Source organism: Paraliobacillus sp. JSM ZJ581 (assembly GCF_044383835.1).
Taxonomy (GTDB): domain Bacteria; phylum Bacillota; class Bacilli; order Bacillales; family Amphibacillaceae; genus Paraliobacillus.
The window spans coordinates 63,609-75,643 of record NZ_JBISEP010000006.1 but is presented as its reverse complement, the minus strand read 5'-3'; the positions used below and the strand labels follow the sequence as shown (position 1 = coordinate 75,643).

The 12,035-nt window shown below is 35.0% G+C and carries 9 protein-coding genes; 1 reads left to right on the top strand and 8 read right to left on the bottom strand.

Going from position 1 to position 12,035, the window contains the following annotated elements:
* The first annotated feature begins 155 nt into the window (after nt 1–155).
* Entirely contained in the window at nt 156–977 is an 822-nt protein-coding gene (locus ACH6CY_RS05610) for an MBL fold metallo-hydrolase (RefSeq protein WP_374066293.1), read from the top strand.
* 40 nt (nt 978–1,017) lie between these two features.
* On the opposite strand, the gene ACH6CY_RS05605 is transcribed toward ACH6CY_RS05610, so the two are convergent.
* From ACH6CY_RS05605 to ACH6CY_RS05570, 8 genes are all read right to left on the bottom strand, one after another.
* Nucleotides 1,018–3,057 (bottom strand): methyl-accepting chemotaxis protein, encoded by a 2,040-nt coding sequence (locus ACH6CY_RS05605; RefSeq protein WP_374066292.1) that lies wholly within the window; start codon nt 3,055–3,057, stop codon nt 1,018–1,020.
* A 216-nt stretch (nt 3,058–3,273) separates the two neighbouring features.
* Nucleotides 3,274–4,191, bottom strand: a complete 918-nt coding sequence (locus tag ACH6CY_RS05600; protein WP_374066291.1) for an aldo/keto reductase — start codon at nt 4,189–4,191, stop codon at nt 3,274–3,276.
* A 220-nt stretch (nt 4,192–4,411) separates the two neighbouring features.
* Nucleotides 4,412–5,647, bottom strand: coding sequence for a dihydrolipoamide acetyltransferase family protein (locus ACH6CY_RS05595; RefSeq protein WP_374066290.1), 1,236 nt, complete (start codon nt 5,645–5,647; stop codon nt 4,412–4,414).
* 20 nt (nt 5,648–5,667) lie between these two features.
* Nucleotides 5,668–6,651, bottom strand: a complete 984-nt coding sequence (locus ACH6CY_RS05590; RefSeq protein ID WP_374066289.1) for an alpha-ketoacid dehydrogenase subunit beta — start codon at nt 6,649–6,651, stop codon at nt 5,668–5,670.
* Nucleotides 6,652–6,664: 13 nt separating this feature from the next.
* The gene (locus ACH6CY_RS05585) at nt 6,665–7,657 is read right to left on the bottom strand and encodes a thiamine pyrophosphate-dependent dehydrogenase E1 component subunit alpha (protein ID WP_374066287.1); all 993 of its coding nucleotides are present in this window, start codon (nt 7,655–7,657) and stop codon (nt 6,665–6,667) included.
* Nucleotides 7,658–7,671: 14 nt separating this feature from the next.
* Entirely contained in the window at nt 7,672–9,096 is a 1,425-nt protein-coding gene (gene lpdA, locus ACH6CY_RS05580; protein WP_374066286.1) for a dihydrolipoyl dehydrogenase, read from the bottom strand.
* A 113-nt stretch (nt 9,097–9,209) separates the two neighbouring features.
* Nucleotides 9,210–10,304 carry a Glu/Leu/Phe/Val family dehydrogenase gene (locus tag ACH6CY_RS05575; protein WP_374066285.1) on the bottom strand — a complete coding sequence of 365 codons (1,095 nt, stop codon included), beginning with the start codon at nt 10,302–10,304 and terminating at the stop codon, nt 9,210–9,212.
* A gap of 298 nt (nt 10,305–10,602) precedes the next feature.
* Nucleotides 10,603–11,955, bottom strand: coding sequence for an aspartate kinase (locus tag ACH6CY_RS05570; protein ID WP_374066284.1), 1,353 nt, complete (start codon nt 11,953–11,955; stop codon nt 10,603–10,605).
* Between the last annotated feature and the right edge of the window lie 80 nt (nt 11,956–12,035).

The window sequence follows — 12,035 nt, the reverse complement described above, 5'->3', positions numbered from 1 at the left end:
ATAAAATAATGCATTAACCTACGCATATATACAGCAGCAATTCCTTTCGTAATATGATTACAGCTTTTAAGTATGCTTCTCTATTGTATAAAGTAATGGATTTAGTGACATCCTATGTTTACGTTTTATCTAGATAGAAGGAGACATATTAATTTATGGATATTAATAAACTAATGGAGAAACATCAAGATGAATTTGATAACGCTAGAGTAAAAGAAATTTCAGATGATATCGCTATGTATCGTACACTCGTATCCAATATATATATGGTAGGTAAGCCTTCAAATCAATTATGGTATTTAATAGATACAGGGGTGGCTCAATATCATGAAAGAATTCTAGTTGCTGCTCAAAGACGGTTTCCAAACATTCCACCAAAGGCAATTATCCTTACTAACGGACACTTTGATCACGCTGGTTCAGCCAAAGCCTTGGCTAAATATTGGGATGTCCCAATCTATGCACACCCGCAAGAAATTCCTTATCTAAATGGATCGTTGGCATACCCACCAGCTGATCCTACTGTGGGAGGAGGATTGATCTCGTTAATGTCTCCTCTTTTTCCAAAAAAGCCAATTCAACTATCAAAGTGGCTAAAACCAATTACAGAAAAAATGGAACAGGGACTAATAGATGATTGGCGTATCATTCATACTCCCGGTTATACTCCTGGTCACATTTCGCTATTTAATAAAAAAAATCGGACGCTAATTGCTGGAGATGCAGTAGCAACTGAAAATCCGGAATCTGCTTTAGCGATGGTTTTTCCAATTAGTAAAGTATACGGGCCTCCTGCCTTTTTTACAGATAATTGGGATATCGCTAAACAAACAATTGCTCACATTATCAAATTACGACCAAAATTATTATTAGCTGGTCATGGTTTACCAATGGAAGGAGATTTGCTAGATAAAGGGTTGAAACATTTATTTGATAACTTTGAACAAATCGCAATACCAAGTAATAAAAATAAATGAATAAAGTAGAATTGTTATCTACTTTATTCATTATTTGTCGTTATTCAATAGTAAATTTAGTTATGATATTCTTTAACTCTTTTGACAAGTTTTCTAATATAGTTGACTGATTGGCTAAGTATTGCACAGCATCTTTTTGATGTTGAATAGAAGCGGTCGTTTCTTCCATATTTGCAGCATTTTCTTGAGAAACAGATGCGATCTGTTCAATTCCTTTATTCATTTCATTACTATTTAATTCGATTGATTGTAAGTTATCTGCAACTGTACTAATATGGTGATTCATCCCTTCAACCTTAGTCGTTATTGTTGAAAAATAGGAGGCAGATTCTTTAATATCTCGAACACCTATATCTGCTTGTTCATAAGTGTTTTCAAGCGATAATTGCAAACGATTTGTTTCTTTTTGCATATTTCCCATCACTTCAGCAATATCAATCGCGGAAACACTAACCTGTTCTGCCAACTTTTTAATTTCATTTGCAACTACTGTAAAGCCTTTTCCGGCCTCACCCGCTCTTGCAGATTCAATTGCTGCATTGAGGGCAAGTAAATTAGTTTGTTCTGTAATTTTGTTAATAACCGTTGTTAATTGCGCAACCGACTGTGACTGTTCCTCTAACTCTTTCACATTATCAACTGCTTTTTTCACATTATTATTAATCGTGTCCATTTGCTCGATAGAATGATTCACTTGATTATTTCCTTTGATCGCCAACCCAGAAACTTCTGTAGAAGACAGCTTTAATTGATCTGCATTTTGCTTTACTTGCTTCACTTTATTGTCAAAAGATTGTACTGCTATAGCTATTTGAGCAGAAGAACTAGCTTGTTCATCAGCTCCTGCCGCTAACTCTTGCGTCGTTGAAGTAAGTTGTTCACTGCCATCTCGTAGTTTATAACTAATATCTTTTAAAGCATTACTTTGGTCATTAATACGATTAGATGCTATTTTAGTATAAGAAATTGCTTCTCTTAAATGATCAACCATCTGATTCATTGCATGTGAAAGCTGTTTTACTTCACCTTTACCTTTTACATCTACACGATCAGTAAGATTTCCTGCTGCAATCGTACGCGCTTTATTTTTCAAATGAATCAATGGTTTTGCAATCATTTTAGATAATAGGATAGATATAATTACAACACTAACAAATGTAGAGATAGCAATGATTAAAATAACATTTCTAATCGACGCAATTGAAGACAATGCCTCTGCTTTCGCTTCAGTTACAACCAATGTCCATTCAAATCCCGGGTAATCTAGATAACCATCACTTTTAGCGTATCCGATAATCGCTTCTTGATTATGATGCCCTTCACCAGAATAATATGCTGAGTCGCCAGATTTTACTGCTTCTAAGCGATTTAACATTGCAGGAGATACTTGAAATGCCAACTCGCTTGTTTCTTCATCTGTTGCACTGGCACTTGTAACTGTATCAGCTACTTTCTCACCGCTTTGATTAATCAATTCAACAACCATATCATCTGTAGAAATACGATTAACATCTTCCCAAATATACGCTACATTAAATGTACCTTCCAAAGTACCAACTTTAGTTTGACCTTTCATTACATTAATAGAAATCGCAATAACATGTTTATCTAACTCACTATTGTAATACACATCAGAATAAGCCATTTCATCTGATGATTTAGCAATTGTTTCTTGTTTCATTTGATATTCATTAGTTAAGTTACTCGAAAAGCCAACTAAATCTCCGTCTTCATTAGTGAAAGAAAGAGAAGAAAAATACTCCATTTGATTTACTTGACGATCAAAAAAGCCTGCAAAGAATGATTGCTCCAAATCATTACTATCTATATTTGATAATTCATTTGCTAAAAGCTTTATATCCCTCGATCTTTCATACATCATCCTGTCTAATTTCTCCATATGTACAGCAGCAAAGTCTTTTACTTTATGACCAACCTCTTGTTCCAAAGCTTGTGATGATTGAAAGTAAGTAATTATGCCCATAATCAAAATGGGTAATATCGCAATAAAACTAAAATATGTAATGAGCGTACTACGAATCCCTCTGTTTTTCCATTTGTTTTTAATTTTCTTTAACATTATCTCCCTACCTTTATTAGAAATTTATTTACTTGAAATATAGACATTAAAGAAAATTATACATGAAAGATAACATTGATTTAATGTCAATTTTGTGAAATATTTCATTATTTTTTAAAAAAGAGTAAAAATACCACTAAACTACCTACTATCACTAAATTCAAATAAAATTTTCCAATAAAAAAACGTGTTCCTAAAAAAGAAACACGCTTCAATTTAAGGTAATGTATTACCAGTAGATCGATAAAGCTCGTACCATTCTTCTCTTGTTAGTTCAATCTGAGATGCTTGTTCAATCTGTTTTAATCTTTGTATATTCATACTCCCTACAACAGGTTGTATTTTTGCTGGGTGTCGTAAAATCCATGCAATAGCTATTGTAGTTGCTGTCACACCTTTTTTCTCAGCTAATTCATTTAACTTATTATTTACTTGCGGGAAATCATCATTACCTATAAAAGGCCCCTCAATCATTCCGTATTGAAACGGAGACCATGCTTGAATCGTGATATCATTTAAACGACAATATTCTAATACACCATTATCGCGATCGACTGCTTTTTCATGCTGCATATTAACATTTAAGCCAGCATCAATCATTGGTGTATGCATGAGGCTTAATTGCATTTGATTTACGATCAAATCATCTGATAGATACTTTTTTAACAACTCGATCTGATAAGGGTTCTGGTTACTCACACCAAAATAGCGAACTTTACCACTTTCTTTTAATTTACTGAATGCTTCAGCAACTTCTTCAGGCTCCATTAAAGTATCAGGTCGATGAAGAAGTAGTACGTCTAAATAATCTGTTTGTAGTCGTCTTAAACTTCCTTCTACCGATGATAGGATATGCTCTTTTGAAAAATCAAAAAACCCTTTGCGAATGCCACATTTTGATTGTAAATAAATTTTATTCCGAATGGTTCGATTCTCTTGTATCGCTTCAGCAAAAACTTTTTCCGATTCTCCATCCCCATAAATATCGGCATGATCAAATAAATCAATCCCTAAATCTAATGCATGATCAATGACATCACTAGCCTCTTTCTTTGAAAGGGCATTCATTCTCATGCAACCTAATGAAATTTGACCAACTTCCAATGCACTTTTTCCTAATTGTAGTTTCCTCATCTAATCACCTCACCTATTGTTTTTCATTCCTTCATTAACTTACTATCTAATATTTTATCATTTTCCTTCATGCTTTATGAAGGAAAAATTGCCACTCTATCTATAATAATTTTTAGCTTCTCGGCATATAAAGAATAAAGTCTGAGAGATGCTAGTATCATCTCTTAGACTTTTATTACTATTTAACGCAACTATATCAAAACAAAATAAATAGTTTATATTAGTAAATTGGTGTGGTATCAACGGAAATATTTTCTAATATTTCTTTAATATGTGACATGAATTGACCAGAAATAACTCCATCTAATACGCGATGGTCAAGCGATAGACATAAATTAACCATGTCTCTTGCAGCAAACATATCATCAATAATAACAGGTCGTTTAACTATTGATTCGACTTGTATAATTGCTGCTTGTGGGTAATTAATTACTCCCATTGATTGGACAGACCCAAATGAACCAGTGTTATTAACAGTAAAGGTGCCACCTTTCATATCCTCTTGCGTAAGATTACCGTTCCTAGCTTTTTGAGATAGTTGAGCGATTTCTTTTGCTATTCCTTTAATGCTTTTTTCATCTACATTTTTAATGACAGGAACAAATAGTTCTTTTCCATGAGCTACAGCAATCGATAAATTAATATCCTTATGTTGAATAATTTTATCGCCAGCCCAAGAACTATTTAATTCAGGGAATTTTTTCAATGCTTTTGCAATCGCGTTTAAGAAAAAAGCAAAGTACGATAAATTATATCCTTCTGTTTCTTTAAATAGGTCTTTTTCTGCATTGCGATACTTGACTAAGTTAGTAACATCTACTTCGATCATCATCCACGCGTGAGGAATTTCAGTAGTAGATCGCACCATATTACTTGCTATTGCCTTTCTAATACCTGTAACCGGAATTTCTTTATCTCCTGTTTTTGCATGTATGATGTTTCTTGATTTTTTTGGTTTGTCCATGGATATCGGTGCTGAATCTTTTTGATTTCCTTTATCTGCTATTACTTTTTCTATATCTTTTCTCGTAATTCTGCCTGCACGCCCGTTTCCTTTTACTTCTGAAAGATCAATATCATTTTCTTGCGCTAAACGTAAAACAGCCGGCGAATATCTTTTTTTCATATCCGATTGATCTGTTTCAATGGATTGAGTGCTCTCTATTTTTGATGGTGACTTGTTTGTCTGATCAGTAGAGTTAGATTGTTCTTTGCTTGCAGTTTCGATTGTACATATTACCTTACCGACAGCAATCGTTTCATCCTCTTCAGCAATAATCTCTTTTATAATTCCAGTAAAAGACGATGGTACTTCTGCATTTACTTTATCAGTCAGAACTTCTGCAATTGGGTCATACTTACTTATGTGATCACCGGGTTGAACTAGCCAGTTACTAATTGTTCCTTCTGTTACACTTTCACCAAGTTGTGGCATTGTTATATTTTCAAGAACCATACTATCACCTCATGTTTCCTTTAAAATTCAGCTAAATCTCGCATCGCATCTTCTATTTTATCTTGGTTAATCATAAATTCTTTTTCTAGCGGTGGAGCATATGGCATAGCAGGTACATCAGGACCAGCTAAACGTTTAATGGGTGAGTCTAAATCAAATAAGCAATGCTCACTTATGATAGCTGCTACTTCACCGATAATACTGCCCTCTTTATTGTCTTCAGTAATTAATAATACTTTTCCTGTTTTTGATGCTGCCTGTTTAATTGCCTCCTGGTCTAAAGGGTAAATCGTACGAAGATCTAGGATGTGCACATCAATTCCTTCTGATGCTAATTTTTCTGCTGCTTGTAAAGCCCACTGCACGCATAAACCATAAGTAATTACGGTAATATCAGTACCTTCTCGTTTGATGTCTGCTTTCCCAATAGGTAAGGTATAATCGGTATCTGGAACCTCTTCTTTTATTGAACGGTAGGCACGTTTATGTTCTAAAAACAATACAGGATCCTCATCACGAATTGCTGCTTTTAATAATCCTTTTGCATCATAAGGGGAAGACGGCATTACAATTTTCAAGCCTGGTTGATTTGCAAAAATTGCCTCGATCGACTGGGAATGATAAAGTGCCCCATGTACACCACCACCGTATGGTGCGCGTATCGTAATCGGGCATGTCCAATCATTATTAGATCGGTAACGCATCTTTGCTGCTTCTGATATGATCTGGTTTACTGCAGGTAATATAAAATCAGCAAATTGCATTTCAGCTACCGGTCGCATGCCATACATTGCTGCTCCTATTCCTACTCCAGCAATAGCTGATTCAGCTAAGGGGGTATCAATTACTCTCGTTTCTCCAAATTGCTCATATAAGCCATCAGTGGCACGAAACACTCCACCTCTGACTCCCACATCTTCTCCTAGGACAAATACTTTTTCATCACGTTCCATTTCTTCTTGTAATGCTTTTGTAATTGCTTGAATATATGATAAAACTGGCATTATTTCCCCTCCCTTAGCTTCCATATACGAAATCATAAATTGTTTCTGGGCTGGCATAGGCAGCATTTTCTGCGTAATCTGTTGCATGATTAATTTCTTCTTTTATTTTCTGCTCCATCTGTTCTAGAAGCTCATCTGTCAATATATTTTGCTGTTGCAAATACACTGCAAAAGTAAGTAAGCCATCCTTCTTTTTTGCTTGTTCTACTTCTTCTCTTTTTCGATAACTTCGATCGTCATCATCACTAGAATGCGGTGTTAATCGATAGGAAACAGCTTCAATCAAGGTCGGACCTTCACCATTCCTTGCTCTATCTGCTGCTTTTTTCACCGCTTCATACACAGCCAATGGGTCATTACCATCAACAGTGATTCCTGGCATGCCATAACCAATCGCACGATCAGAAATATTTTTACATGCCACTTGTTTATCTAAAGGAACAGATATAGCATATTGATTATTTTCAACCATGGTAACGACAGGAAGGTTTTGTACAGCAGCAAAATTTAACCCTTCATGAAAATCACCTTGATTGGAAGATCCTTCTCCAAGTGTTACAAAACTAACGATAGATCTATTCTCCATTTTCGCAGCTAGTCCAATACCTACTGCATGAGGAACTTGTGTAGTTACCGGCGAGGAACCACTTAACATACGATTCTTCTTTTGCCCAAAATGTCCTGGCATTTGTCTTCCACCTGAGTTTGGATCTTCTGCTTTTGCAAATGCTTGAAGCATTAGTTCTTTTGTCGTCATTCCGAATGAAAGCACTACGCCAACATCACGGTAATAAGGTGCAACGTAATCTTCAGAACGGTTTAATGCAAACGAAGCCGCTACTTGTAGTGCTTCTTGTCCTTGACAGGAAACAACAAACGGTATTTTTCCAGATCGATTTAAAAGCCACATCCGCTCATCAATTCGGCGTGCTAACAACATCACACGATACATTTCTATCAGATCTTGATTTGATAATCCAAGCTTTTGGTGTTTATTTTCACTCATATATCTTCCTCCTCTTATCCATGAATTTTCATTTTATTAATATCTAATGCCGCTTCGGCTAATGCTTCTGACATGGAAGGATGTGGGTGAATCGTTTCTCCAATTTCCCAAGGAATTGCATCTAACATTTTCGCAAGACCTGCTTCTGAAATTAATTCTGTTGCATTTCCACCAATAATATGAACTCCTAACAAATCTCCTGTCTGTTGATCAGAAATTATTTTAACAAAGCCATCAGACTTCCCATTAATCAGGGCTTTACCTATAGCACCAAATCGAATGGTTCCCTTTTTGATTTGATAACCCTTTTCTTTCGCTTCTTGCTCTGTATAACCGATGTGGGCAACTTCAGGGTTTGCATAGATACACGAAGGAACAGTTTGATAATTTATTGGTGTTGGATGTAAGTCAGCGATATGCTCTATTGCATGTTTGCCTTCATGAGAAGCTACATGAGCAAGCTGCATACCACCAATACAATCCCCAATAGCATAAATATGTGATTCTTTCGTTTGGTAATGTTGGTTCACTTTAATAAATCCGGAATCATCTAGCGCGATAGCAGTATTTTCAAGTCCTATACCATTTACAGCTGGAGTACGTCCAATTGCGACTAGTAGCTTTTCTGCTTGCAAATCAATCAATTTCTGCTTTTGTTTCACCTGAACCTTTACATCATTATTCTTTTTAAGTGTATCTACTTGTAAATGCGCATCTGTATAAATGATGACACCTTTTTTCTTTAGTAAACGTTGCATTTCCTTTGCAACAGCACGATCTTCAGTAGGTAAAACTTGCTTTGCGGTTTCAATCAAGGTAACCTGTACACCGAAGTCTGCAAGCATCGATGCCCATTCTACCCCAATTACCCCTCCTCCAACAATCAGCATAGAATCTGGTAATTGTTGAATCTGCAATGCTTCATTGGAGGATAGTATCGTATCACCATCTATTTCAAGGTGTTTTAATGTTCTAGCATTAGAACCTGTTGCTATGACAACATTTTTACTTACAAGCATTTCGTTATCTGTCCCATCATTCATTTCTACAGAGACAGTTCCTGCAGTTGGTGAGAAAATCGATGGTCCTAATATTCTGCCTACACCTTCATATATATCAATTTCCCCTTTTTTCATTAGCCCGATAATACCTTGATATAGTTGATTCACTATTGCTTGCTTTCTTGTTTGAACTTTAAGAAAATCAATACTTATATCATTTATATCAATACCATAAATGGATGCTTCCAAAGATTGTTGATATATTTCTGCACTTTTTAATAAAGATTTTGATGGTATACAACCTTGATGCAGACATGTACCACCTAATTTTTCTTTTTCTACGATAGCTGTTTTCAACCCTAATTGAGAAGCTCGAATTGCCGCAACATAACCACCAGTACCACCACCTATTATGACTAGGTCATAATTTTTAGCCATAAAAATCCCTCCTTAAATATAAGGTAAAAAATAAGGAATTACCTACACATTCATTCAATTGCTCAAAAAACATACTTTTTTAAATCTAACATATTATTCATTCTTATCTTCTATTAAAATCTACTGATAGCATGGTGCTCACTCTGTAAAAATTGCTTACGCGCACGACTTATACGTTGTATTCTTTCTTCAGCCATTCTCTCTGCCGCTGCATACGTAGGTATATTATCTCGTTTTGCAATTGTGAATATTTCTAATAAATTATCATAAATCATATCTACTTTTTTCAGTGCTCTGTCTTTATTATATCCATTTAGTTCATCAGCAATATTAATTACTCCACCAGCATTTATAACAAAATCAGGTGCGTATAATATTCCTCGCTCATGAAGCTTATCCCCATGCGCCTTATCTTTCAATTGATTATTTGCCGCTCCTGCAATAATTTTAGCTTTTATTTTAGGAATGGTTTCGTCATTAATAGTAGCACCTAGTGCACAAGGGGCATATATATCACACTCCTCTGCATATATATCAGCTGGATCTACTGCTTTTGCACCATATGTATTAACTGCTGCTTCCACTGCTGCTTTATTAATATCAGTTACAATTAACTGAGCACCTTCCTTATGAAGATAATCGCATAAAGTAAAAGCTACATTACCAATACCTTGTATACTAATTGTTTTTCCTTCTAATAAATCAGTACCAAACTGCTCTTTCGCTGCTGCTTTTATTCCTTTATAGACTCCATATGCAGTTACTGGTGAAGGGTTTCCTGAAGAGCCAAAAGCAGGTGAAATTCCCGCAACATAGTTCGTTTCTTCATGAATGATATCCATATCTTTCACTGTAGTCCCCACATCTTCGGCAGTTATATAACGACCATTTAGTCCTTGAATATATCTTCCGAATGCTCGGAACATTGCTTCATTCTTATCTTTTTTTGGATCACCTATGATGACCGTTTTTCCTCCGCCTAGATTTAATCCAGCAGCAGCATTTTTATATGTCATACCCCTTGCTAAGCGAAGCGCATCTTCAATTGCTGCATCTTCAGAATCATAATTCCACATTCTAGTCCCACCAAGAGCTGGTCCTAGTGTCGTATCATGTATCGCAATGATTGCTTTTAAGCCTGACTGTCTATCTTGGCAAATGACTAATTGTTCATAATCATACGTTTCCATGTAATTTAAAATTCCCATTGTTGCACCTCCTAAAGCAAGAAAGGGGCACTTCTACGCTAATGTATTAACTTTTAATGAAGTGTATAAGCGATTTGAAATAGCCATTCCTTAACTCTAATTACAAAAAATACTTGTCTTTGTATTTTATATAGTTCCATCATAGCTATTTATATTCTTTTTAGCAAGTTATGTTATCATAAATAACTTTTCAAAATAATAAAAAAGGCAGGCGCACGTCATATCAATGTCTAGCGTATCCCTGCCATATCACTTTTTATTAAATTAATACTTTTTAAATTTATTAGTGTAATTCCTTTTATTCTTCATTAAAAAAAGCTTGATATAATGAACGAACTGCTCGTTCTACCCCTTCTTCTTTCACCCCGAACATCAATGATACTTCAGAAGATCCTTGATTAATCATCTCTAAATTAACGTTCGCGCGTGAAAAAGCTTCTGTAGCTTTTGACGCAACTCCAATCGTACTATTCATGTCTTCTCCTACAATCATAATTAATGCCAAATCTCTTTCTGTATAAACTAAATCTGGTTCTAGTTCTTCTTGAATACGTTTAATTATTTTTGCTTCTTTTTTAAGAGGCAATTGACTTTCTCTAATTATAACAGAAAGGTCATCGATACCAGATGGTGTGTGTTCATAAGAAATATTTTCATCTTCAAGAATATGCAGTAAGCGACGACCAAATCCTAACTCTCTATTCATTAAATATTTACTAACATATAAACTTAAAAATCCTGTATCTGATGCAATTCCTACAACAGGGTTTCCTCTGACTTCTTTTTCAGAAACAATGATTGTACCAAGACCATCAGGATTATTTGTATTTTTAATGCATACAGGAATTTTTGCTTTAAATGCTGGAAAAAGTGCCTCATCATGAAATACAGAAAAACCAGCATAGGACAACTCACGCATCTCCTTATAGGTTAAGGATGTAATTTCTTTTGGATTATCAACAATAGTTGGGTTAACACAATAAACAGAATCAACATCTGTGAAATTCTCATATAAATCAGCTTTCACTCCTGCAGCTACAATAGAACCCGTGATATCAGAACCACCACGAGAAAATGTAACTAATTTTCCTTCTTTTGTGTAACCAAAAAATCCAGGGATGACAACAATTTCTTTGCGCTCATGCAATTTATATAGCAGATCGAAACTTTCATCTAAAATTTGGGCACTACCAGGTTGATCGCTAAGTATAATTCCGGCTTCTTTTGGATTTAAATATGTAGCATTCAGACCTATTTTCACAAGATATTCACTTAATACTTTAGCTAGAGAGTCTTCTCCAATCGACTTAATTGCTTCTAGTTTAAATGGTACAGAATAATGACTAACAATGACTGCTTCAAAATCATCTTTTATCTCAGTGATTACCTTATCTGTAAGATCAAGTTCTTTTAAAATAGAATGGAATCTGTCTAACACAAGTTCCAATTGTGACTGATAAGGCTGTCCATTTACATATGCTTCTCCTAATTTTATTAATAAATCTGTTACTTTCGTATCGTCTGATGTGCGTTTCCCTGGTGCTGAGACGACAATCACTTTTCTATCTGAATCCTCATGAATAATTGTTGCTACTTTTTTTAGTTGCTCAGCACTCGCTACTGAACTTCCTCCGAATTTTGATACTTTCATTAAAAAACCTCTCCATTTATATTTTCTATAGTATTAAATATTACCATACTTTTTCAAAAAATGTTATGATAAAATTCTGA

Excerpts from the sequence above, each read along its gene's own strand:
- ACH6CY_RS05610 (WP_374066293.1), top strand. The coding sequence starts at position 156 with ATGGATATTAATAAACTAATGGAGAAACATCAAGATGAATTTGATAAC.
- ACH6CY_RS05605 (WP_374066292.1), bottom strand. The coding sequence starts at position 3,057 with ATGTTAAAGAAAATTAAAAACAAATGGAAAAACAGAGGGATTCGTAGT.
- ACH6CY_RS05600 (WP_374066291.1), bottom strand. The coding sequence starts at position 4,191 with ATGAGGAAACTACAATTAGGAAAAAGTGCATTGGAAGTTGGTCAAATT.
- ACH6CY_RS05595 (WP_374066290.1), bottom strand. The coding sequence starts at position 5,647 with ATGGTTCTTGAAAATATAACAATGCCACAACTTGGTGAAAGTGTAACA.
- ACH6CY_RS05590 (WP_374066289.1), bottom strand. The coding sequence starts at position 6,651 with ATGCCAGTTTTATCATATATTCAAGCAATTACAAAAGCATTACAAGAA.
- ACH6CY_RS05585 (WP_374066287.1), bottom strand. The coding sequence starts at position 7,657 with ATGAGTGAAAATAAACACCAAAAGCTTGGATTATCAAATCAAGATCTG.
- lpdA (WP_374066286.1), bottom strand. The coding sequence starts at position 9,096 with ATGGCTAAAAATTATGACCTAGTCATAATAGGTGGTGGTACTGGTGGT.
- ACH6CY_RS05575 (WP_374066285.1), bottom strand. The coding sequence starts at position 10,304 with ATGGGAATTTTAAATTACATGGAAACGTATGATTATGAACAATTAGTC.
- ACH6CY_RS05570 (WP_374066284.1), bottom strand. The coding sequence starts at position 11,955 with ATGAAAGTATCAAAATTCGGAGGAAGTTCAGTAGCGAGTGCTGAGCAA.